The organism is Streptomyces sp. NPDC008121, assembly GCF_042957155.1.
In the GTDB taxonomy this organism is placed as follows: Bacteria; Actinomycetota; Actinomycetes; order Streptomycetales; family Streptomycetaceae; genus Streptomyces.
Window position 1 is genome coordinate 114,671 of record NZ_JBIBHT010000007.1, and the last position, 21,916, is coordinate 136,586.

The window sequence follows — 21,916 nt, forward strand, 5'->3', positions numbered from 1 at the left end:
CGGACCACCGCCACCGCCAGCTTTCCCGGCCGACGTGGGACGCGGGGACGTTCCACCCCAGGTGACCTGCGCGAACGCCTCTTCCTGGAACGCCGGAACGGGACGGCGAGCCCCTCGCCACCCGCTCGGCCGCCGCGGCGGCGGCTACTCCGCGTCGAAGTCGTACGCCTCGACCTCGGCGAGGTACCGCCGCCTGCGCTCCTCGTCGTCGTCCAGGAACGACGCCTCGAAGGAGTTGCGGGCCAGCGTCCGCAGCTGGTCCCGGCTCAGCCCGAGGGCGCCGCGCACGGCGGCGAAGGTGTCCCCGACGTACCCGCCGAAGTAGGCCGGGTCGTCGGAGTTGACCGTCACCATCAGACCGGCGTCCATCATCGAGGCCAGCGGATGGTCCTCCAGGACGTCGATCGCCCGCAGCCGTACGTTCGACAGCGGGCAGAGCGTCAGCGGGATCCGTTCCCGGGCGAGCCGTTCGACCAGCTCCGGGTCCTCCATCGCGCGCAGACCGTGGTCGACGCGTTCCACGCCGAGGACGTCCAGCGCCTCGCGGATGTAGGCCGGCGGGCCCTCCTCGCCCGCGTGGGCGACCTTGCGCAGCCCCAGCGCCTCGGCCGCCGCGTACACCTCGCGGAACTTCGACGGCGGATGGCCGACCTCGGCCGAGTCCAGGCCGACGCCGGTGATCCGGTGCAGGTACGGCTTCGCCGCCTCCAGGGTCGCCATCGCCGACTCGGCCGACTCGTCGCGCAGGAAGCACATGATCAGCCGGGTGGAGACGCCGTACCGCTCCTCCGCGCCGTCCAGCGCCGCCGCCAGACCCTCCACGACCGTGCCGATGTCCACGCCGCGCGCCGTGTGCGCCTGCGGGTCGAAGAAGACCTCGGCGTGCCGCACCCCCTGGGCCGCGGCCCGCCCCAGATAGGCGTCGGCGAGTTCGGTGAAGTCCTCGGCGGTGCGCAGCACCGCCATCAGCCCGTAGTAGAGGTCGAGGAAGGACTGCAGGTCGCTGAAGAGGTACGCCTCGCGCAGCCGCTCGGTGTCGGCGTACGGCAGGGTGACGCCGTTGCGGGCGGCGAGGGCGAAGGCCAGCTCCGGTTCGAGGGTGCCCTCGATGTGGAGGTGCAGCTCGGCCTTGGGGAGGGGATGGGGCATGGATCTATCTTTTCGGTAGGGGAACCCTCATGAGGTCCCGGGCGATGGTCAGCTCGCCCTCGAACCCGGCGGCCCGCGCCTGGCGTTCGAACTCCGCCGGGTCGTCGTAGCGCTGCGAGAAGTGGGTCAGCACGAGATGGCGCACCCCCGCCTCGCGCGCCACGTCGGCGGCCTGTCCGGCCGTCAGGTGGCCGTGGTCGGTGGCGAGCCGGACGTCCTCGTCCAGGAAGGTCGACTCGATGACGAGCATGTCGGCGCCGTCGGCGAGCACCCGCACACCGTCGCAGAGCCGGGTGTCCATGACGAACGCGAAACGCTGGCCGCGTCGTGTCTCGCTGACCTCGTCGAGGGTGACGCCGTCGAGGACGCCCTCGCGCTGGAGCCGGCCGACGTCCGGGCCCGCGATCCCGCGCTCGGCGAGCTTCGCGGGCAGGATGCGGCGCCCGTCCGGCTCGGTCAGCCGGTAGCCGTACGACTCGACGGGGTGCGAGAGCCGGTGGGCGTCGAGGGTGTACGCGTCGGTGACGGCGAACGGGCCGTCGGCGGCGAGGGGGACCTCGGCCAGGCGCACGGTCTCGCGGTAGGCCGTGGCGTACCGCAGCCGGTCGAAGAAGCGCTGTCCGCTCGCCGGGTAGTGCGCGGCGACCGGGTGCGGGACCTGGTCGAGGTTGATCCGCTGGATCACCCCGGCCAGGCCGAGCGAGTGGTCGCCGTGGAAGTGCGTCACACAGATCCGGTCGATGTCGTGCGCCGCGACCCCGGCCCGCAGCATCTGGCGCTGGGTGCCCTCACCGGGGTCGAAGAGGATGCCCTCGCCGTCCCAGCGCAGCAGATAGCCGTTGTGGTTGCGGTGCCGGGTGGGGACCTGGCTGGCCGTGCCGAGGACGACCAGTTCGCGTACGGACACGACCGGTTCTCCTTATCCGGGGGGCCAGTTGAGGCCGCGGCCGCCGAGCACGTGGGCGTGGGCGTGGAAGACGGTCTGGCCCGCGCCGGCACCGGTGTTGAAGATGATCCGGTAACCGCTGCCGTCGACCTTCTCCTGCGCGGCGATCTCCCCGGCCTCGCGCAGCACGTCGGCGGCCACGGTCGGCGCGGCGGCCGCCAGGGAGGCGGCGTCGGGGTAGTGGAGGCGCGGGATGACGAGGACGTGCGTGGGCGCCTGCGGGTTGATGTCCCGGAAGGCGAGGGTCGTCTCCGACTCCCGGACGATCGTCGCCGGGACGTCCCCTTCCACGATCTTGCAGAACAGGCAGTCGCTCTGCGGCTCTCCGGCCATGGCCCGGGCCTCCTCGCCTTCGATGATCAGTACAACGGCATCGTATCGGCCGCGCGGGCGGCCGGGGCGGGGGCGTACGTCGACGAGCGGGCGTTCCGTCAGATCGCCGGGCGCCGGCCGGACCACAGGACGGGCCAGAGCAGGGTGAGGACCGCCAGGCCGGTGACCGCCCCGGTGTGCTCCGGCCACGAGGTGGCGGCGGGAACGACAGCCACGAGCAGCGGCGGGCCGACGGCGGCCGTCGTCCACCAACGGCCCCGGCCCGAGGCCAGCGCGCCGACGGCCGCCACCAGCAGGATCACCACCAGCGCACCGCCCATCAGGAGCCGCGCCGGGGAGGGCAGCGCCTCCTCGGCCTCCCCCATCGCGCGGCCGAGCGCGGCGGCGAGGGCGGCGACGGCTCCGGTGAAGACGCAGTGCAGCGGCAGTACGCGCCGGACCGGCAGCGCCCCCGGTGCCAGCAGGGGCAGGCCGGAGGAGCCGGAGCGCAGCGTCAGGGACCAGAGCAGGACGAGGACGGTGAAGACGGCGACGCCGACCGTGCGCAGCGGCCGGTCCCACACCGCCTCGCCGGCCGCGTCCACCGACTGCACGAGCCCCTCGCCGAGCACGATCAGGGTGAAGAGGCCCAGCCGCTCGGCGAGATGGGGCACGTCCGCGCTCACGATCCGCGGCTTGGCGCGGGCCGCCGGCGTACGGTCCCCGGGGGCGGGGCCCGGCGGTGCGGGGGCTTGCGGGGCGGAGGGCCGTTCGGCGGGGCCCTGGGCGCCGGGGTCCGGAGCGGCCGCGTCCGGGGTGGCGGGGCCGCGTCGGGCGTGCCGCCGCTCCTCGTGCGTCCAGTCCTCGTCGATCTCGCGCTGCAGCGTGGTGCGCGAGACCTTGACCATCACGAACATGTCGATCGTCAGGCCCACCCCCCACAGCCACAGCCGGTCGTCGCCGTCGGCCCACAACGACACGATCCAGGGGACGAGCCCACCGCCGAGCCTGACCACCGGCAGATCCGCGAGGACCTGGCCGCGGGCCTGCCAGACGCGCGAGGCGGCCACCCGCACCAGGACGAAGGCGAGCGCGAAGGCGAAGGCCCGGTCATCGGACCCGCTCACGCCGGGGACGGCCGCGGCCATCACGGACATGCCGAACATCCCGGCGACCATCGGCAGGAGCCGAGTCCCCTCCCCGGCGATGTTGCCGTACATGGTGAAGAGGGCCCAGGTGAGCCAGAACGCCAGGAAGAGCAGCACGTACTCGGCGAGGTCCGGGCCGGTCGGCCCGGTGTGCAGCAGATGGGCGATCTGCCCCACCCCGGCGACGGCGATCAGGTCGAAGAACAGCTCGAGCCAGGAGGCGTGGCGTTCGCCGGCCGGCAGCGGCTCGGGGACGCGTACCGCCGCTTCCTCGGGAGATGCGGGCATACCGGAATTATTCGGGCCCGACCGGGTCAGGCGACCGCACCGACACCCGGGGGCGCGGTGCGATCAGCTCTTGGGGGCGCGGCGCTGGAGCGCGGCGCGGCTGACCCAGTAGGTGATCACGACGACCCAGAACAGCGGGAAGCCGAGCGCGCCGACGGCAGCCGCGTCCGTCGGCCAGAGCGCCACGGTCACCACCGAGTGCAGGCCGAGCAGCCCGACGGCGACGCCCATCGCGACCACCGGGCGGCAGTTGCGCGCGACCAGGCGGAGCGGGCGGCGCAGCCGTGGCGGGACGCGCCGGGCCATCCACAGCGCCCAGCCGCCCCACCCGCCGAGGATGACGGCCATGCCGACCAGGAGCGGGACGAGCGCCTCGCCCGCGCTCGCGCCGGGGTCCACGGCCGCCGAGCCGACGGCCGACGCGACGAAGCCGAGGAAGGCGACCCAGCGGGCGCCCGCGACGGTGCCCCAGGCCATGGCCTCCAGGTTGTAGCGGGCCTGCCGGTCGTTCAGGTCGAGGGCGGCGGACTCGACGAAGCCCTCGGCCGCCTTCGTCCAGGCTCCGGGCCGCAGCCAGCGGCGGCGCAGGTGGATCAGGGAGAGGTTGTTGTGCGCCTCGCTGCTCTCGGGGTCGAGGCGCAGCGCCGTCTCGTAGGCGCGCTGGGCCAGCCGGTGGTCGCCGACGCGGTGGGCGGTGAGTCCGACGAGGAAGTGCGCGTCGCTCTCCTCGGGCGCGAGGGAGACGGCGGTGCGGGCCGCCTGGTAGGCCTCCAGCTTGCGTTCCCTGCGCACGGAGCGGTCGAGGACGCTGCCCAGGGCGTAGTGGCTCCCCCAGTACTGGGGGGCGAGTTCGACGCAGTAGCGGGCGGACCGCTCCGCCTCCTCGTACTGCTTCATCGCGAGCAGGACGTGCGTGCGCATCAGCCAGCCGCCGAGCGAGTCGGGTTCGGCGAGCAGGGCCTGTTCGACGGCGTCGAGGGCCTCCTCCTCGCGGCCCAGGCGGTGCCGGCAGCGGGCGAGCAGGACGAGCGCGGCGGCGTCCTGCGGGGCGTCGGCGAGGTGCCGGGCGGCGAGGGCGGCGGCCTGCTCGTACCGGCCGGTGTCGAAGAGCGCGTCGGCCCTGGCCAGGGCGGGGCTCGTCGGTCCGGTCACAGCTTCCGCTTCCGCTTCAGATAGGCGAGGAGGTCGTCGTAGGTGCCGCCGTCGTTGGCGAACATGGCGACGTTGCGGGCGGCGGCGAACCAGGACTCGCTGGACGGCTTGATCTGCTTGGCCGCCCCGAGGAGGTCCTTCATCCCGATCATGCGGACGGTGCCGGTACGGGCGGAGTCGAGGAGCGCGGACTCGGCGGCGGTCTCGCAGAGATGGGCGAGGTCGGCGCCGGAGAAGTCCTCGGTGACCTTGGCCAGTTTGCCGAGGTCGACGGCTTCGATGGGGCGTTCGCGCAGGTGGTAGCGGAGGATCGCCTCGCGGGCCGGGGCGTCGGGCGGCAGCACGAGCAGGGTGCGGTCGAGCCGGCCGGGGCGGCGCAGCGCGAGGTCGACGTCCCAGGGGACGTTGGTGGCGGCGAGCACGAAGACACCGTCGTTGCCCGGGCCGCTGTCGACGCCGTCGAGTTCGGTGAGGAGCTGGTTGACGACGTTGCGCAGGCCGCTGTGGTGGGTGCGGGACCGCTTGGCGCCCAGGGCGTCCAGCTCGTCGAGGAAGACGACGCAGGGCGCCTGGCGGCGGGCGGTCTCGAAGATGTCGTGGACGTTCTTCTCGGACGTGCCGATGTACATGTCCAGGATGTCGGAGAGCGAGACGGACAGGAAGCTCGCGCCGAGTTCGCCGGCGACGGCGCGGGCGATGAAGGTCTTGCCGCAGCCGGGAGGGCCGTAGAGGAGCAGTCCGCCGCGCAGCGACTTGCCGTAGAGCCTGCGCAGTTCGGGGTTGCGCATGGGGGCGAGGAAGGCGGCCTCCAGGCGGTCCTTGACCTGCTGCATGCCGCCGACGTCGGCGAGGCGTACGGATCCGGGGGCGTCGACGTCCCAGGCGGACGCGTCGCCGGGGTCGCCGCTCCCGTCGGCGGTCAGCGGCCGCTCCAGACCGCCGCCGCCGTCCCCGTCGGGGCCGCTCTCCACGAACCGCGGGCCGACGACGTCCCCGACCTCGCGCTCGGCGGCGTCCCAGTCGAAGGGGGCGGGTGCGGCGGGTGGGGCGGTGGGGGCGGGTGGGACCTCAGGGGCGTCCGGGGCCTCAGGGGCGGGTGGGACCTCCGGGGCCGCCGGGGCTGCCGGGGCGTTGTCCGGGCGCTCGGGAGCCGCCGAAACCTCCGGGGTCGCCGGGCCGGTCGCGGGCAGGCCCATCGCGCGGGCCATCACGGCGCGGGCGGCCGCGTCCCCCGGGGCGTGCTGGAGCGCGACGGCCGCCTCCGCCACGGCCTCGTCGTTCCGCCCCTCGGCGAGGAGGAGTTCGGCGACGTGCAGCCGCAGGGGTACGTCTCCGGGGGCGGCGGCGACCGCGGCGCGCAGACTACGGATCAGAGGGGATTCGTCGGCCATGCCAGCAGCCTAAGGAGCCCGCCCCCGCCCCTGTCCACCGGGCCGGGCCACGACGGAGGCCGGACCGGCCGCCGCGGCGGGCGCCCGCTCAGGACCAGCGGCCGGTGCGGCCCAGCAGCAGGGCCGTGGCCGCCGTGCCGGCGGTGGAGGTGCGCAGGACGCTGTGGCCCAGACGGTACGGCTTCGCGCCCGCCTCCTCGAAGAGGGCCAACTCCTCCGGGGAGACGCCCCCTTCGGGCCCGACGACCAGCACGATGTCGCCGTCGGCCGGAAGCGGGGCGTCGGCGAGGGCCCCGCTCGGGTGGGCGCGGTCCTCGTGCAGGACGGCCGCGAAGTCCGCGCGCGCGAGCAGCGCAGCCACCTGCTTGCCGGTCATCGCGTCGGCGACCTCGGGAAAGCGGGTACGGCGGGACTGCTTGCCGGCCTCGCGGGCGGTGGCCCGCCACTTGGCGAGGGCCTTGAGCCCGCGGTCGCCCTTCCACTGCGTGATGCAGCGGGAGGCGGCCCACGGGACGATCGCGTCGACGCCGGTCTCCGTCATGATCTCGACGGCGAGTTCGCCCCGGTCGCCCTTGGGCAGGGCCTGGACGACGGTGATCCGCGGCGCCGGCTCCGGGTCCCGGTGGACGGCCTCGACCTCGACGGTCAGCCGGTCCTTGCCCTCGGCGGCGGTCACCGCGCACGCGGCCCAGGCGCCGCGCCCGTCGGTGAGGACGAGTTCCTCGCCCGCCCGCAGGCGCTTCACGGAGACGGCGTGCCGGCCCTCGGGGCCGTCGAGCACGAAGGCGCCGGGGCCGGGTACGGCGTCGACGACGAAGACGGGGGCGGTCATGTCACATTCCTCTGGGCGGTCGCGGAGAGCGCGCGGAGCGCGGTGTCGAGTTCGGCGGCCAGCACCTCCACGAGCTGGCCGGCCGGGAGTTCCCGGGCGAGGCGGTGGCCCTGGCCGGCCCACAGGGCCATGCCCTGCGCGTCTCCGGCGGTGGCGGCGGCCTTCCGCAGGGGGGCGGTGAGGTGGTGGACCTCGGGATAGCCGACGGGGGCGTACGGCCCGTGCTCGCGCACGAAGCGGTTGACGAGCCCGCGCGCCGGACGGCCGGAGAAGGCGCGCGTCAGCTCGGTCCTGGCGAACAGCGGATGGGTCATGGCCTGCTTGTGCAGCGGGTGCGCGCCCGATTCCGGGCAGACGAGGAAGGCGGTGCCGAGCTGGGCGGCGCCGGCTCCGGCGGCGAGCACGGCCGCGATCTGCGCCCCGCGCATCAGTCCGCCGGCCGCGACGATCGGCAGCTGGACGGCCTCCTTGACCTGGGTGACCAGGCTGAGGAGTCCGGTCCCGGCGTCGGCTTCCGGATCGTCGCGGTGGGTCCCCTGGTGCCCGGCGGCCTCGACGCCCTGGACGCACACCGCGTCGGCGCCCGCCCGCTGGGCGGCCTGGGCCTCCTCGGCGGAGGTGACGGTGACGATCGTGAACGTACCGGCGCGGGCGAAGGCTTCGAGGGTGTCGCCGCCGGGGCAGCCGAAGGTGAAGGAGACGACGGGGACCGGGTCCTCCAGGAGGATGGCCAGCTTCGCGTCGTACGCGTCGTCGCGGCCGCTGTCCGTGTCGCCGAGGGCCGTCTCGTACCAGGTCGCCTCGCCGGCGAGCTGATGGCGGTACACCTCGACGGCGGCGGGGTCGGCGGGCTGCCCGCTCTGCGGCATGAAGAGGTTGACGCCGAAGGGCTGCCCGGTCAGCCCGCGCACCTGTTTGATTTCCTGGTACAGGCCGCCCGCCGTCTTGTAGCCGGCGGCCAGGAAGCCGAGCCCGCCGGCCTCGCAGACCGCTCCGACCAGCTGCGGACAGGAGGCGCCACCCGCCATGGGGGCCTGCACGATCGGGTATCGGGACAGATCGCTCAGTGCGGTGGTGGACATGCAGGCATCGTGTCATGAGCGGGCCGGGTGACCGAAACGCCGCGGGGCGCCGCCCGCGGTGTGCGGACGGCGCCCTGCGTACGTACGGCTCCGGCGGTGTGCCGGCCTGGGCCGGGTGGTGGTGCCGGCCGGGCTACCGGCCGTTGAAGGCGTCCTTCAGGCGCGAGAAGAGGCCCTGCTGGCCGGGCTGGAACTGGCCCGTCGGGCGCTCCTCGCCGCGCAGCTTGGCCAGTTCGCGCAGCAGGCGCTCCTGCTCCGGGTCCAGCTTGGACGGCGTCGTGACCTCGACGTGCACGATCAGGTCGCCGCGTCCGCCGCCGCGCAGGTGCGTGATGCCGCGCCCGTGCAGCGGGATCGACTGGCCGGACTGGGTGCCCGGCCGGATGTCGATCTCCTCCACGCCGTCGAGCGTCTGCAGCGGCACCTTCGTGCCGAGCGCGCCGGCCGTCATCGGGATGGTGACCGTGCAGTGCAGGTCGTCGCCGCGCCGCTGGAAGGTCTCGTGCGGGACCTCGTGGATCTCGACGTAGAGGTCGCCGGCGGGGCCGCCGCCGGGGCCGACCTCGCCCTCGCCCGCGAGCTGGATCCGCGTGCCGTTGTCGACACCGGCCGGGATCTTGACCGTGAGCGTACGGCGCGAGCGGACCCGTCCGTCGCCCGCGCACTCCGGGCAGGGGGTCGGGACGACCGTGCCGAAGCCCTGGCACTGCGGGCAGGGGCGGGAGGTCATGACCTGGCCCAGGAAGGACCGCGTGACCTGCGAGACCTCACCGCGGCCGCGGCACATGTCACAGGTCTGGGCGGAGGTGCCGGGCGCGGCGCCCTCGCCCGAACACGTCGTACAGACGACGGCCGTGTCGACCTGGATGTCCTTGGTGGTGCCGAAGGCGGCCTCGTTGAGGTCGATCTCCAGCCGGATCATGGCGTCCTGGCCGCGGCGGGTGCGCGAGCGCGGCCCGCGCTGCGACGCCGTGCCGAAGAACGCGTCCATGATGTCGGAGAAGTTTCCGAAGCCGCCCTGGCCGAAGCCGCCGGCCCCGCCCGCGCCGCCCGAGGCGGACAGCGGGTCGCCGCCGAGGTCGTAGACCTGCTTCTTCTGCGGGTCCGACAGCACCTCGTAGGCGGCGTTGATCTCCTTGAAGCGCTCCTGCGTCTTCGGATCGGGATTGACATCCGGGTGCAGCTCGCGGGCGAGCCGCCGGAATGCCTTCTTGATCTCGTCCTGGGAAGCGTCGCGGCGCACGCCGAGTACGGCGTAGTAGTCCGTGGCCACTTACGACTCCGCCAGGATCTGTCCGACGTAACGTGCCACTGCGCGTACCGCTCCCATCGTTCCGGGGTAGTCCATGCGGGTCGGTCCGACCACGCCGAGTTTGGCGACTGCCTCGTCGCCCGAACCGTAGCCGACCGCGACGACGGACGTGGAGGTGAGGCCCTCGTGGGCGTTCTCGTGCCCGATCCGTACGGTCATGCCCGAGTCCTTGGCCTCGCCGAGCAGCTTGAGGAGCACGACCTGCTCCTCCAGCGCTTCGAGCACCGGCCTGATCGTGAGGGGGAAGTCGTGCCCGAAGCGGGTGAGATTGGCGGTGCCGCCGATCATCAGCCGTTCCTCGTGCTCTTCCACCAGGGTTTCCAGCAGGGTCGCGAGCACCGTCGACACGGTGCCCCGGTCCTCCGTCTCCTCGAAGGACTCCGGAAGATCCTGCACCAGTTGCGGCACGTCCGCGAAACGGCGGCCGACGACCCGGCTGTTGAGCCGGGCCCGCAGGTCCGCCAGCGAGGCCTCGCCGAACGGCGCCGGGCAGTCGATCACCCGCTGTTCGACCCGGCCGGTGTCCGTGATGAGCACGAGCATCAGCCGGGCGGGGGCCAGCGCGAGCAGTTCCACGTGCCGGACCGTCGAACGGGTCAGCGAGGGGTACTGCACGACCGCGACCTGGCGGGTCAGCTGCGCGAGCAGCCGGACCGTGCGGCCCACGACGTCGTCGAGGTCGACGGCGCCGTCGAGGAAGTTGTGGATCGCGCGCCGCTCGGGCGTCGACAGCGGCTTGACGCCGGCCAGCCGGTCGACGAAGAGGCGGTAGCCCTTGTCGGTCGGGATGCGTCCGGCGCTGGTGTGGGGCTGGGCGATGTAGCCCTCGTCCTCCAGGACGGCCATGTCGTTGCGCACGGTGGCGGGCGACACGCCGAGCTTGTGGCGCTCCGTGAGCGCCTTGGAGCCGACCGGCTCCTCCGTCCCGACATAGTCCTGGACGATGGCGCGCAGCACCTCGAGTCTGCGTTCGCTGAGCATGGCGCACACCTCCAGCTGTCGATCGGTCGTTCGTTCCGGTTGCTCCGTGTTTGGCACTCGCCCTGTCCGAGTGCCAGGAAACCCCCGGCAAGTGTACGGCGGCGGGCGTCGATCCTGGCAAGGAGGCCGCGTCCGAGCCGCTGTGTGGCCACCCCGTGGCCGCGCTGTGGTCTCGCTGTGGTCTCGCCGTGTCCGGGTCGTGTCCGCGCCGTGTCCGCGCCGCAGCGGGGCCGTCGCCGGTCGTCGTCGGTCGTCGCCGCGCTCGGCGGCCGGGGGCCCGCACGGGCTCTCGCCGTAGCGGATAGCGTCGCCGTATGGACGTCGATTGGGAAGAGTTCGGCTGGGAGCGGCTCGCGGACGGGGTCGGGCGGAGGCGGCTGCCCGGATGGGACGCGACGGTGGGTCTGGTGCTCGGCGAGAGGTCGGTCCTCTTGTACGACACGGGTTCCACGCTCCGGGAGGGCGGGGAGCTGCGGGGCCAGGTCGAGGCCATGACCGGGCGCAAGGTGACGCACATCGCACTGAGCCACCCCCACTTCGATCATGTCTTCGGCACGGCGGCGTTCTCCGGGGCGGCGGTCTTCGGCGCGGTGGGCGTCGACGACACGATGCGGCGGGACCGGCACGGCCTGCGGCTGGACGCGGTACGCCAGGGGGTCGACGAGGACGCGGCGACGGAGGCCGCCGACACCCTGGTCCTGCCCCGCCACACCGTGTCCGGCGAGTGGACGCTGGACCTCGGCGGCCGTCAGGTGCTGTTGGCCAATGTGGGCCCCGGCCACTCGGGGCACGATCTGGTGCTCCTGGTCCCCGGCGACCCTGACCCGGAGATCGTGTTCTGCGGCGACCTGGTGGAGGAGTCGGGCGAGCCGCAGGCGGGGCCCGACGCGGTCGGCTCGCAGTGGCCGGCGGCGCTCGACCGGCTGCTGCGGCTGGGCGGCGAGGACGCGGTGTACGTGCCGGGGCACGGGGCGGTGGTGGACGCGGCGTTCGTACGGACGCAGCGCGATGAGCTGGCACGGCGCTTCGGAGTGTCATAACGTCGCGCGAATGCGGAGCTACAACCCGGATCTGACGCCCCCTTGGAAGAAGTCGGCCCCCGTACCGGAGGTGCCGGCGGACGTCGACCTCGTCGTGGAGGAGGTGGCGACGGGCTTCTGCGGGGCGGTGATCCGCTGTGAGGCGGGCACGGTGACCCTGGAGGACCGCTTCGGCAAGCACCGGGTCTTCCCGCTGGAGCCGCGCGGCTTCCTCCTGGAGGGGCGCGTGGTCACTCTGGTGCGCCCGTCCGCCGGGGGGCCGGCGCGGCCCACCCGTACGGCCTCGGGGTCGATCGCGGTCCCGGGCACCCGGGCCCGGGTGGCGCGCGCGGGCCGGATCTACGTGGAGGGCCGCCACGACGCCGAGCTGGTGGAACGGGTCTGGGGCGACGACCTGCGCATCGAGGGCGTGGTCGTGGAGTACCTGGAGGGCGTCGACGACCTCCCCGCCATCGTCGCCGAGTTCGCCCCGGCCCCGGACGCGCGCCTCGGCGTCCTGGTGGACCACCTGGTGGAGGGCTCGAAGGAGTCCCGCATCGCCTCCCGCGTCTCCTCGCCGGACGTCCTGGTCGTCGGCCATCCGTACATCGACATCTGGGAGGCGGTGAAGCCGTCGTCGGTGGGCATCCCCGCCTGGCCGTCCGTCCCCCGGGAGCAGGACTGGAAGACGGGCGTCTGCCGCGCGCTCGGCTGGCCGGAGAACACCGGCGCGGCCTGGCAGCACATCCTCTCGAAGGTGCACTCCTACAAGGACCTGGAACCGTCCCTGCTGGGCCGGGTGGAGGAACTGATCGACTTCGTGACGGCGCCGTAGCCCCCGCGGGGCCGCCCTCCGGGCGCGATCAGTCCACCAGGTCCCTCACCACCGCGTCCGCGAGGAGGCGACCCCGCAGGGTGAGGGCCGCGCGGCCTGCGGCGTACGGCTCGGCGGCGAGGAGGCCGTCCGCCAGGGCCTCGCGGGCCGCGGCGAGGCCGGCGGGGCGCAGGAGGGCCAGCTCGACGCCCTCCCGGAGCCGCAGCTCCAGCAGCACCCGCTCCACCCGCCGGTCCTCCGCCGCGAGGACCTCGCGTCCGGCTCCCGGGGAGCGCCCCTCCGCCAGCGCCGCCGCGTACGCGCCCGGGTGCTTCACGTTCCACCACCGCACCCCGCCCACGTGGCTGTGCGCGCCCGGCCCCGCGCCCCACCAGTCGGCGCCGCGCCAGTACAGCTCGTTGTGCAGGCAGCGCCCGGCGTCGGTGGTGGCCCAGTTCGAGACCTCGTACCAGTCGTAGCCGGCCTCGGCGAAGACGGCGTCGGCTATCAGATACCGGTCCGCGTGCACGTCGTCGTCGGTCATCGGCACCTCGCCGCGCCGGATCCGCCGCGCCAGCTGCGTGCCCTCCTCCACGATCAGGGCGTAGGCGCTGACGTGGTCGGGACCGGCGCCGATCGCCGCGTCGAGCGAGGCCCGCCAGTCGTCGTCGGTCTCCCCGGGCGTGCCGTAGATCAGGTCCAGATTGACGTGCTCGAAGCCGGCCGCCCGCGCCTCCGCGACGCACGCCTCGGGGCGCCCGGGCGTGTGCGTGCGGTCCAGCACCTTCAGGACGTGCTGCCGCGCGCTCTGCATCCCGAAGGAGACGCGGTTGAACCCTCCCTCGCGCAGCTCGGCGAGATACGCCGGGTCCACCGACTCCGGGTTCGCCTCGGTCGTCACCTCGGCGTCGTCGGCGAGCCCGAACTCCTCCCGGACCGCCCCCAGCATCCGCACGAGATCGCCGGCGGCGAGCAGGGTCGGCGTCCCGCCGCCGACGAAGACGGTCCGCACCGGCCGGGGGTCGTTGCCGAGGACCTTGCGGGCGAGCCTGATCTCCTCGACGACCTGCTCGGCGTAGTTGTCCCGGGACGCGAGGACGCCTCCGGTGCCGCGCAGCTCGCTCGCGGTGTAGGTGTTGAAGTCGCAGTAGCCGCAGCGCGTCGCGCAGTACGGCACGTGCAGATAGAACCCGAGGGGCCGCTCGGCCGCCCCTTCCAGGGCGTGCGCGGGCAGCGCCCCGGTCTCGGGCATGGGCTCACCATCGGGCAGTACGGAAGGCATGAGCCCATTGTCCCGTACCGCCCGAGGTGAGCCGCCGGCCTGTGGATAACCCCCGGCCCGGAGCTCTCAGGCCTCGCGCGACCCCGCGTACATGTCCTCGATCAGGTGCTTGTACGTGCGCTCCACGACGGGCCGCTTCATCTTCAGGCTCGGCGTGAGTTCGCCGTGCTCCACGTCGAGGTCGCGCGGCAGGAGACGGAACTTCTTGATCGTCTGCCAGCGCTGGAGGCCCTCGTTGAGGCGGTCGACGTACCCCTGGACGAATTTCTCGGTCTCGGGGGCGGCCACGACCTCCGCGTACGTCTTGCCGCCGAGGCCCTGCTCGGCGGCCCAGCCGAGGATGGCGGGCTCGTCGAGGGCGATGAGCGCGCTGCAGTAGTTCCGGTCGGCGCCGAGGACCACGATGTTGGAGACGAACGGGCAGACGGCCTTGAACTGGCCCTCGACCTCGGTCGGCGCGATGTACTTCCCGCCCGACGTCTTGAAGAGGTCCTTCTTGCGGTCGGTGATCCGCAGATAGCCGTCGGCGGACAGCTCGCCGATGTCCCCGGTGTGGAACCAGCCGTCCGCCTCCAGGACCTCGGCCGTCTTCTCCGGCAGCCCGTGGTAGCCCTCCATGATGCCGGGGCCGCGCAGCAGGATCTCGCCGTCGTCGGCGATCCGGACCTCGCAGCCGGGCAGCGGCTTGCCGACGGTGCCGGTGCGGTAGGCCTCGCCGGGGTTGACGAAGCTGGCCGCGCTGGACTCGGTGAGGCCGTACCCCTCCAGGATGTGGATGCCGGCGCCGGAGAAGAAGTAGCCGATCTCGGGCGCCAGCGCGACCGAGCCGGAGACGGCGGCGCGCAGCCGGCCGCCGAACGCCTCGCGCAGCTTCTTGTAGACCAGCGCGTCGGCGATCTTGTGCTGGGCGGTGAGGCCGAAGGGGGCGGAGGCGGTGCCGGTGCGGCGGAAGTTGTCCTGGGTGACCTTGGCGTACTCGCGGGCGACGCCGGCCGCCCACTGGAAGATCTTGTACTTCGCGCCGCCGCCCTCGCGGGCCTTGGCGGCGACGCCGTTGTAGACCTTCTCGAAGATCCGGGGCACGGCGGCCATGTACGTCGGCTGGACGATCGGCAGGTTCACGATGATCTTGTCGATGCGGCCGTCGACGGCGGTGACGTGGCCGACCTCGATCTGGCCGGAGGTCAGCACCTTGCCGAAGACGTGCGCGAGCGGCAGCCAGAGGTACTGCACGTCGTCCTGGGTGACCAGACCGGTGGAGGCGATCGCCTTGGCCATGTACGACCAGTTGTCGTGCGGGAGGCGGACGCCCTTGGGGCGGCCCGTGGTGCCCGAGGTGTAGATCAGGGTGGCGAGCTGGTCGGCGGTGATCGCCGCAACCCGCTCCTTGACCGCCTCGGCGTGCTTCTCCAGGTACGCCTTGCCGCGCGCCTCCAGGTCGGCGAGGGTCAGGACCCACTCGTCGGTCTCGACGCCCGTGGGGTCGATGACGACGACGTGGTGCAGGCCGGGCAGCTCGGCGCGGCGCTCGCGGGCCTTCGCGACCTGGGCCGCGTCCTCGGCGATGAGGACCTTGGACTCGGAGTCGGAGAGGATGAACGCCGACTCCTCGGCGTTGGTCTGGGGGTAGACCGTGGTGGTCGCGGCGCCCGCGCACATCACGCCGAGGTCGGCGAGGATCCACTCGACCCGGGTGGCGGAGGCCAGGGCGACCCGCTCCTCGGAGCGGACGCCGAGGTCGATGAGGCCCGCGGCGATGGCGTAGACCCGCTCGGCGGCCTGCTCCCAGCTGAGCGACTTCCAGTCGTCGGGGCCCTGCCCGGAGGCGGCCGGGACCGGGTAGCGATAGGCCTCCGCGTCGGGAGTCCGCGCCACGCGCTCAAGGAAGAGGGTCGCCACGGAGGGCGGCCGGTTCTCGATCTGGGTCAGTGTGTCGCTCACGACGTCCTCCGGGCGGCGGCGGTGCCTGCTGGTGGTGCGATCTGGCGGTGCGTAGCTAACTGGCGAGTAACCTTCGAGCCGGGTTCAGACTAGATGGCCGAAGTCCGGTGCGTAAGAGCCTGCGGGCCGCCGCTTCATACCCGGTTGATAACAGAACGAACGCCGTACCGACGCCGAACGGGCCCCCGCACGTACCGTGCGAGGACCCGTTCGATGTATCCGTCAGCTAATCGCCGGTCCGATCATCCGATCGCGGCGCGCGCCGGTCGGGACCGGGCGGGGGCGGCCGGCCGCCCCTCGGCGGTCACTTCTTGCTCTTGCCGCCCGCGGAGTCGTCGCTCGACAGCACGGCGATGAAGGCCTCCTGCGGGACCTCCACCGAGCCGACCATCTTCATCCGCTTCTTGCCTTCCTTCTGCTTCTCCAGCAGCTTCCGCTTACGGGAGATGTCACCGCCGTAGCACTTGGCGAGGACGTCCTTGCGGATGGCGCGGATGGTCTCGCGGGCGATGACCCGGGATCCGATGGCCGCCTGGATGGGCACCTCGAACGCCTGGCGCGGGATCAGCTCGCGCAGCTTGGCGACCAGCCGCACGCCGTAGGCGTACGCCGCGTCCTTGTGGGTGACCGCCGAGAAGGCGTCCACCTTGTCGCCGTGCAGCAGGATGTCGACCTTGACCAGGCTGGAGGCCTGCTCGCCGGTGGGCTCGTAGTCGAGGGAGGCGTAACCGCGCGTCTTGGACTTCAGCTGGTCGAAGAAGTCGAAGACGATCTCGGCGAGGGGGAGGGTGTAGCGGATCTCCACCCGGTCCTCGGAGAGGTAGTCCATGCCGAGCAGGGTGCCGCGCCGGGTCTGGCACAGCTCCATGATCGCGCCGATGAACTCGCTGGGGGCGAGGATCGTGGCGCGTACGACGGGCTCGTACACGTCGCTGATCTTGCCTTCGGGGAACTCGCTCGGGTTGGTGACGGTGTGCTCGCTGCCGTCCTCCATGACCACGCGGTAGACCACGTTGGGCGCGGTGGCGATCAGGTCGAGCCCGAACTCGCGCTCCAGGCGCTCGCGGATCACGTCGAGGTGGAGCAGGCCGAGGAAGCCGACGCGGAAGCCGAAGCCGAGCGCGGCGGAGGTCTCCGGTTCGTAGACCAGCGCGGCGTCGTTGAGCTGGAGCTTGTCGAGGGCCTCGCGGAGGTCCGGGTACTCCGAGCCGTCCAGCGGGTAGAGCCCCGAGAAGACCATGGGCTTCGGGTCCTTGTAGCCGCCGAGCGCCTCGGTGGCGCCCTTCGACAGGGAGGTGATCGTGTCACCCACCTTGGACTGGCGGACGTCCTTCACACCGGTGATGAGGTAGCCGACCTCGCCGACCCCGAGGCCGTCGGACGGTGTCATCTCCGGCGACGAGACGCCGATCTCCAGCAGCTCGTGGGTGGCGCCGGTCGACATCATCCTGATGCGCTCGCGCTTGTTGAGCTGCCCGTCGACGACACGGACGTACGTGACGACACCGCGGTACGAGTCGTAGACCGAGTCGAAGATCATCGCGCGGGCGGGGGCGTCGGCGACGCCGACCGGGGCCGGGACGTTCTCCACGACCCGGTCCAGGAGCGCCTCGACGCCCAGGCCCGTCTTGGCGGAGACCTTCAGCACGTCCTCGGGCTGGCAGCCGATGAGGTTGGCCAGCTCCTCGGAGAACTTCTCCGGCTGCGCCGCCGGCAGGTCGATCTTGTTCAGTACGGGGACGATGGTGAGGTCGTTCTCCATCGCCAGGTACAGGTTCGCGAGGGTCTGCGCCTCGATGCCCTGGGCCGCGTCCACGAGCAGGACCGTGCCCTCGCAGGCGGCGAGGGAGCGGGAGACCTCGTACGTGAAGTCGACGTGCCCGGGGGTGTCGATCATGTTGAGGATGTGGGTCCTGCCCTGCCCCGCGCCCTCGGTGGGCGCCCAGGGAAGACGGACCGCCTGGGACTTGATCGTGATGCCGCGCTCGCGCTCGATGTCCATCCGGTCGAGGTACTGGGCGCGCATCTGCCGTTGGTCGACGACACCGGTCAGCTGGAGCATCCGGTCGGCGAGGGTCGACTTGCCGTGGTCGATGTGCGCGATGATGCAGAAGTTGCGGATCAGCGCCGGGTCGGTACGGCTCGGCTCGGGCACGTGTGGAGGAGTCGCGGGCACGCAGGGTCTCGTCTCGGGGCGGTGTCGGATCGATACGTAGGCTCCATGGTCCCACGAGTGCGGTGCGGCGCTCGGTTTGGGCGGCGCCGAGGGCGCCTGATACCGTGGACAGCTGTGTCTCGTACGCCCTCTCAGCGACGGGGTCACACACTCAGAAACATCATCGAACCTGAAAAGGCTCTTTTCGTGGCGAACATCAAGTCCCAGATCAAGCGGAACAAGACGAACGAGAAGGCGCGCCTGCGCAACAAGGCCGTCAAGTCCTCGCTCAAGACCGCGATCCGCAAGGCCCGCGAGGCCGTCACCGCGGGTGACGTCGAGAAGGCCGTCGTGGCTTCTCGCGCCGCCGCCCGCGCGCTCGACAAGGCTGTCTCGAAGGGCGTCATCCACAAGAACGCCGCCGCCAACAAGAAGTCGGCGCTGGCCACCAAGGTTGCCGCTCTGCAGGGCTGAGCCCCTCTGATGTAGCGCCGGACGGGACTCAGCGGGCCCTCTCTCCCGCTCCCGACCGGCACCCCGGACTCGTGCGCGATACGCGTTCGCCACGCGTGCACGAGCCCACCCGTCTCACGCCGAAGGCCCCGCACCTCTCCTTCCCCAGGAGAGAGCGGGGCCTTCGCCGTACCGTCGCACGGGGGTGCGGTTTCAGCGTCGGAGGCGGGCGGGACGTGCCGGGGGTGCGGGGCGCCGCACCGGGCGGGACGTGCCGGGGGGGGCGCCGCGCCCGGGCGGGACGCGTCGGGGTGCGGGTCCTAGCGTCGGAGGCGGGCCGCGCGGGCCACCGCGACGACCGCCTTCTCCAGGGCGTACTCCGGGTCGTCCCCGCCGCCCTTCACTCCCGCGTCCGCCTCCGCCACCGCGCGCAGCGCCAGCGACACCCCGTCCGGCGTCCAGCCCCGCATCTGCTGGCGGACCCGGTCGATCTTCCACGGCGGCATGCCCAGCTCCCTGGCCAGGTCGGCGGGTCGGCCGCCGCGCGCCGAGGACAGCTTGCCGATCGCGCGGACGCCCTGGGCGAGGGCGCTGGTGATGAGGACCGCCGGGACGCCGGTGGAGAGCGACCAGCGCAGCGCTTCGAGCGCTTCCGCGGCCCGGCCCTCCACCGCCCGGTCGGCGACGTTGAACGAGGAGGCCTCCGCCCGGCCGGTGTAGTACCGCCCGACGACCTCCTCGTCGATCGTGCCCTCCACGTCCGCGGTGAGCTGCGAGACGGCCGAGGCCAGCTCCCGCAGGTCGCTGCCGATGGAGTCGACCAGCGCCTGGCACGCCTCGGGCGTGGCCGACCGCCCCAGCGAGCGGAACTCCTGCCGTACGAACGTCAGCCGCTCCGCCGGCTTCGTCGTCTTGGGGCAGGCCACCTCCCGGGCGCCCGCCTTGCGCGCCGCGTCGAGCAGCCCCTTGCCCTTGGCCCCGCCCGCGTGGAGCAGCACGATCGAGATCTCCTCGATCGGGTCGTCGAGGTAGGCCTTGACGTCCTTGACCGAGTCGGCGGAGAGGTCGTGGGCGTTGCGCACGACGAGGACCTTGCGCTCGGCGAAGAGCGAGGGGCTGGTCAGCTCCGCGAGCGTGCCGGGCTGGAGCTGGTCGCTGGTGAGGTCGCGGACGTCCGTGTCGGCGTCGGCGGCCCGGGCGGCCGCCACCACCTCCTGGACGGCGCGGTCGAGGAGCAGGTCCTCCTGACCCACGGCGAGCGTCACGGGGGCGAGGAGGTCGTCGGTCGAATTCTTCCTGGGTGCCATCGCGTCCCAGCATCCCACGGGCCACCGACACCCCCGCCCGGGCGCCGGGCGCCGTACCGGAGAATGGTCCGGTGAGCGAACGACACGTACTCGTCCTGCCCGACCGCGACGCCGCCGAGGAGGTCGCCGAGGAGCTGCCGGCCCGTTTCTCCGTCGCGGAGGAGCCTCAGCTCGTCAGGGACGCCCTGGCGGGTGAGGACGACGCGGAGGACGCCCAGTGGCTGGTCGTGGTGGAGGACCCGGAGAGCCGTCTGGACGCCTCGGCGCTCGACGCGCTGGCGGCCGAGTACGAAGGCTGGCTGGAAGCGCCGTAGGCAGCCGGGGCGGCCGGGGTGACCGGGGCGTCTGGGACCTGCGGGCCTGGGCCTAGGAGACGGTGACGGTGCCGGTCTCGTCGGCCGGGGCGGGCAGGTCGCGGGTGCGGGGCAGCGGCGACGGCAGCAGCCACAGGACGGCGAACACCGCTCCGGCGGTCGCGATCCACAGCGTGGGGCGCAGCCCGATCGCCGTGCCCAGGAAACCGCCGGCGAGCGCGCCGAGCGGCCGGAAGCCGTGGTTGAGGGTGCGGAACGCGCCCAGAACCCGCGCCCGGACGGCCTCGGGTATCAGCGCCATCTGGAAGGATCCGGCGGCGATGTCGACGACCATCACCCCCACGCAGGAGAGGAACTCGGCCCCGAAGAGCAGGGCCACGACCACGGCGGTGGGGCCTTCGGCGAGCGGGATCAGCAGCAGGGGCAGGGTGAAGCCGAGGAAGCCTCCCATGATCGAGGGCCCGATCCCGAACCGTCGTACGACCGTCCCGGCGCACGCGGCTCCGATCAGCCCTCCGACGGCACCCGCGCCGAGCACCGCGCCGAGGACGCCCGCACTCAGGCCGAGTTCGGCCGTCACGTACAGCACGAACAGCGTGTGGAACATGTAGTTGAAGAACTGCACCGTCCCGGAGGCCGCGAACAGCGCCCGCATGGAGGGGTTCCGCACGACCCAGCGCAGCCCGGCGGTGAAATGCCCTTTCCCGACCGGCGCGGGCGGGGGCTCGACGGGGTCGATCCTGGTGAGGTAGGCGGCCGAGAGCAGGAAGGTGAGGGCGTCGGCGAGCAGCGCGAAGGGCGCGGTCAGGATCTGCACCAGCACGCCGCCGGCACTGGGGCCCGCCAGCCAGGCCGCCGAACGGGCGCCGTTGACGAGCGAGTTGGCCTGGACGTAGCGCTCGGTGGGGACGAGGGCCGCGAAGAGCGTGACGTTGCAGGCCTCGAACAGCACGCTCAGTGCCCCCACCCCGAACGCGACGGCGTAGAGCTGCCCGAGCGTGAGGGCGCCGAGCAGGTGGGCGACGGGCAGTGTCACCAGGAGCGCCGCCCGGCCGAGATCGGCCGCGATCATGGCGCGCCGCCGTCGGGGCTGCCGGTCGGCCCAGGCGCCGAGCGGCAGGTTGAGCAGCAGCGCCGGCAGGAGTTCGGCCGCCTTGAGCCAGCCCATCTCGGCCGCGTCCGCGCCCAGGACGAGCACGGCGGCGAGCGGGATCGCGATCAGCGAGATCTGGTCACCGACGAGCGAGACCGTCTGCCCGGTCCAGTAACGCCGGAAGGACCGTTCGCGCAGCAGCACCGGTATGTGAGCGGCGGCTCCCATCCCTCACTCCTCGCCCTGGTCGGCACGCCCGCCGGGAGCGTCCTGCTCGCCGCGGTCGTCGCCGTGCCCGGCGGGCACGTCGTGGTCGGTCGTGTCTGCCGGGGGGATCTCGCGGTCGAGGAACGCGATCCGCAGCAGGCTGACGGGCCTCGCCCCTTCGGGCCGCAGGGACGCGTCGGCTCCGCGCTCCTCGTAGGGCCGCAACAGCTCCTCCACCCGTTCGCCGAACGCGGTCAGCTCGGCGGGCGTGAGGTAGAGGAGCGAGTCGCCGAGCTGCTCGGCCTCCCGCCACTCCTTGGGCGTGTTGCGGCGGTCCCCCATGGCCCGCAGGAACCGCCGGAAGTACTGCTCGGCGGCCGCCGTACTCAGCGCGTCGACAGCCTCGGCGACCGACGCGTCCTCGCTGTCCGCCGGCCAGTCCGTGTACCGCGCCGTCGCCCGCCACGGCTTCTCCCGCCCCCGCCCGCCCGGCGCCTCCTCCACCAGCCCGTACTTCGCGAGTATCCGCAGGTGGTACGAGCAGCTGGCCACCGATTCCCCGGTCAGCTCGGCGGCCCGGGTGGCGGTGAACGGCCCGCTCTGCCGGAGCAGGCCGACAAGCGTCATACGGGTCGGGTGGGCGTACGCCCTGAGGGCGCGGGGGTCCGTGAGACGGATACTGCGGGGCTGTTCCGGCCCTTCTTCCTGCTTCTCCATGATGTAAAGCTAGCTTTAGAA

The 21,916-nt window shown here is 72.8% G+C and carries 20 protein-coding genes; 4 read left to right on the plus strand and 16 right to left on the minus strand.

From position 1 onward, the window contains the following. Positions 1-144: 144 nt before the first annotated feature. The 10 genes from ACFZBD_RS23240 to hrcA all read right to left on the minus strand — a co-directional run bounded on the left by ACFZBD_RS23240 (position 145) and on the right by hrcA (position 10,593). Positions 145-1,149, minus strand: a complete 1,005-nt coding sequence (locus ACFZBD_RS23240; protein ID WP_391142513.1) for an adenosine deaminase — start codon at positions 1,147-1,149, stop codon at positions 145-147. Positions 1,150-1,153: 4 nt separating this feature from the next. Further along, positions 1,154-2,056 (minus strand): ribonuclease Z, encoded by a 903-nt coding sequence (locus ACFZBD_RS23245; RefSeq protein WP_391142515.1) that lies wholly within the window; start codon positions 2,054-2,056, stop codon positions 1,154-1,156. Positions 2,057-2,068: 12 nt separating this feature from the next. Further along, positions 2,069-2,428, minus strand: a complete 360-nt coding sequence (locus tag ACFZBD_RS23250; protein ID WP_391142517.1) for an HIT domain-containing protein — start codon at positions 2,426-2,428, stop codon at positions 2,069-2,071. Between the two features lie 98 nt (positions 2,429-2,526). Beyond that, positions 2,527-3,843, minus strand: a complete 1,317-nt coding sequence (locus tag ACFZBD_RS23255; protein WP_391142520.1) for a low temperature requirement protein A — start codon at positions 3,841-3,843, stop codon at positions 2,527-2,529. A gap of 63 nt (positions 3,844-3,906) precedes the next feature. Continuing rightward, positions 3,907-4,995, minus strand: a complete 1,089-nt coding sequence (locus ACFZBD_RS23260) for a tetratricopeptide repeat protein (RefSeq protein WP_391142522.1) — start codon at positions 4,993-4,995, stop codon at positions 3,907-3,909. After that, positions 4,992-6,386, minus strand: a complete 1,395-nt coding sequence (locus ACFZBD_RS23265; protein ID WP_391142526.1) for an AAA family ATPase — start codon at positions 6,384-6,386, stop codon at positions 4,992-4,994. Before ACFZBD_RS23265 ends, ACFZBD_RS23260 begins: the two co-directional genes overlap by 4 nt. Positions 6,387-6,474: 88 nt before the next feature. Continuing rightward, positions 6,475-7,218 carry a 16S rRNA (uracil(1498)-N(3))-methyltransferase gene (locus ACFZBD_RS23270; RefSeq protein ID WP_391142529.1) on the minus strand — a complete coding sequence of 248 codons (744 nt, stop codon included), beginning with the start codon at positions 7,216-7,218 and terminating at the stop codon, positions 6,475-6,477. Beyond that, positions 7,215-8,300: a nitronate monooxygenase gene (locus ACFZBD_RS23275; protein ID WP_391142532.1), complete on the minus strand. Its 1,086-nt coding sequence runs from the start codon at positions 8,298-8,300 to the stop codon at positions 7,215-7,217. The genes ACFZBD_RS23270 and ACFZBD_RS23275 overlap by 4 nt, the downstream gene beginning before the upstream one ends. Positions 8,301-8,433: 133 nt before the next feature. Continuing rightward, positions 8,434-9,573, minus strand: coding sequence for a molecular chaperone DnaJ (gene dnaJ / locus ACFZBD_RS23280; RefSeq protein WP_391142535.1), 1,140 nt, complete (start codon positions 9,571-9,573; stop codon positions 8,434-8,436). Then, a complete protein-coding gene (gene hrcA / locus ACFZBD_RS23285) occupies positions 9,574-10,593 on the minus strand; it encodes a heat-inducible transcriptional repressor HrcA (RefSeq protein WP_391142538.1) in 1,020 nt (339 codons plus the stop codon). A 314-nt stretch (positions 10,594-10,907) separates the two neighbouring features. Here hrcA and ACFZBD_RS23290 point away from each other — a divergent pair, with 314 nt between their 5' ends. Next, positions 10,908-11,633 (plus strand): MBL fold metallo-hydrolase, encoded by a 726-nt coding sequence (locus ACFZBD_RS23290; RefSeq protein WP_391142540.1) that lies wholly within the window; start codon positions 10,908-10,910, stop codon positions 11,631-11,633. A 10-nt stretch (positions 11,634-11,643) separates the two neighbouring features. Continuing rightward, positions 11,644-12,447 (plus strand): DUF3097 family protein, encoded by an 804-nt coding sequence (locus ACFZBD_RS23295; RefSeq protein WP_391142542.1) that lies wholly within the window; start codon positions 11,644-11,646, stop codon positions 12,445-12,447. Positions 12,448-12,475: 28 nt separating this feature from the next. Here the strand turns inward: ACFZBD_RS23295 and hemW are convergent, their stop codons facing one another. The 3 genes from hemW to lepA form a co-directional block, all read right to left on the minus strand. Next, a complete protein-coding gene (gene hemW, locus ACFZBD_RS23300; protein WP_391142545.1) occupies positions 12,476-13,708 on the minus strand; it encodes a radical SAM family heme chaperone HemW in 1,233 nt (410 codons plus the stop codon). Between the two features lie 66 nt (positions 13,709-13,774). After that, positions 13,775-15,649, minus strand: a complete 1,875-nt coding sequence (locus ACFZBD_RS23305; protein ID WP_391142548.1) for an AMP-binding protein — start codon at positions 15,647-15,649, stop codon at positions 13,775-13,777. A 304-nt stretch (positions 15,650-15,953) separates the two neighbouring features. Continuing rightward, a complete protein-coding gene (lepA, locus tag ACFZBD_RS23310) occupies positions 15,954-17,825 on the minus strand; it encodes a translation elongation factor 4 (protein ID WP_391142550.1) in 1,872 nt (623 codons plus the stop codon). A gap of 186 nt (positions 17,826-18,011) precedes the next feature. Between lepA and rpsT the strand changes: the two genes are divergently transcribed. After that, a complete protein-coding gene (gene rpsT, locus ACFZBD_RS23315; protein WP_391142553.1) occupies positions 18,012-18,278 on the plus strand; it encodes a 30S ribosomal protein S20 in 267 nt (88 codons plus the stop codon). A gap of 299 nt (positions 18,279-18,577) precedes the next feature. On the opposite strand, the gene holA is transcribed toward rpsT, so the two are convergent. After that, positions 18,578-19,564, minus strand: a complete 987-nt coding sequence (holA, locus tag ACFZBD_RS23320) for a DNA polymerase III subunit delta (protein ID WP_391142555.1) — start codon at positions 19,562-19,564, stop codon at positions 18,578-18,580. 71 nt (positions 19,565-19,635) lie between these two features. Here holA and ACFZBD_RS23325 point away from each other — a divergent pair, with 71 nt between their 5' ends. Continuing rightward, complete coding sequence (locus ACFZBD_RS23325; RefSeq protein ID WP_391142557.1) at positions 19,636-19,878, plus strand: hypothetical protein; 243 nt, start codon at positions 19,636-19,638, stop codon at positions 19,876-19,878. A 52-nt stretch (positions 19,879-19,930) separates the two neighbouring features. On the opposite strand, the gene ACFZBD_RS23330 is transcribed toward ACFZBD_RS23325, so the two are convergent. Continuing rightward, on the minus strand, positions 19,931-21,199 hold the full coding sequence (locus ACFZBD_RS23330) for an MFS transporter (RefSeq protein ID WP_391142559.1): 1,269 nt from the start codon (positions 21,197-21,199) through the stop codon (positions 19,931-19,933). A gap of 3 nt (positions 21,200-21,202) precedes the next feature. Beyond that, complete coding sequence (locus ACFZBD_RS23335; RefSeq protein ID WP_391142561.1) at positions 21,203-21,895, minus strand: helix-turn-helix domain-containing protein; 693 nt, start codon at positions 21,893-21,895, stop codon at positions 21,203-21,205. Positions 21,896-21,916 lie beyond the last annotated feature (21 nt).

Bases quoted from the DNA above. Each gene is read 5' to 3' on its own strand.
- ACFZBD_RS23275 (WP_391142532.1), bottom strand. From the start codon at position 8,300: ATGTCCACCACCGCACTGAGCGATCTGTCCCGATACCCGATCGTGCAG.
- ACFZBD_RS23270 (WP_391142529.1), bottom strand. From the start codon at position 7,218: ATGACCGCCCCCGTCTTCGTCGTCGACGCCGTACCCGGCCCCGGCGCC.
- ACFZBD_RS23240 (WP_391142513.1), bottom strand. From the start codon at position 1,149: ATGCCCCATCCCCTCCCCAAGGCCGAGCTGCACCTCCACATCGAGGGC.
- hrcA (WP_391142538.1), bottom strand. From the start codon at position 10,593: ATGCTCAGCGAACGCAGACTCGAGGTGCTGCGCGCCATCGTCCAGGAC.
- ACFZBD_RS23265 (WP_391142526.1), bottom strand. From the start codon at position 6,386: ATGGCCGACGAATCCCCTCTGATCCGTAGTCTGCGCGCCGCGGTCGCC.
- ACFZBD_RS23335 (WP_391142561.1), bottom strand. From the start codon at position 21,895: ATGGAGAAGCAGGAAGAAGGGCCGGAACAGCCCCGCAGTATCCGTCTC.
- hemW (WP_391142545.1), bottom strand. From the start codon at position 13,708: ATGCCTTCCGTACTGCCCGATGGTGAGCCCATGCCCGAGACCGGGGCG.
- ACFZBD_RS23295 (WP_391142542.1), top strand. From the start codon at position 11,644: ATGCGGAGCTACAACCCGGATCTGACGCCCCCTTGGAAGAAGTCGGCC.
- ACFZBD_RS23290 (WP_391142540.1), top strand. From the start codon at position 10,908: ATGGACGTCGATTGGGAAGAGTTCGGCTGGGAGCGGCTCGCGGACGGG.
- ACFZBD_RS23250 (WP_391142517.1), bottom strand. From the start codon at position 2,428: ATGGCCGGAGAGCCGCAGAGCGACTGCCTGTTCTGCAAGATCGTGGAA.
- holA (WP_391142555.1), bottom strand. From the start codon at position 19,564: ATGGCACCCAGGAAGAATTCGACCGACGACCTCCTCGCCCCCGTGACG.
- ACFZBD_RS23330 (WP_391142559.1), bottom strand. From the start codon at position 21,199: ATGGGAGCCGCCGCTCACATACCGGTGCTGCTGCGCGAACGGTCCTTC.
- ACFZBD_RS23255 (WP_391142520.1), bottom strand. From the start codon at position 3,843: ATGCCCGCATCTCCCGAGGAAGCGGCGGTACGCGTCCCCGAGCCGCTG.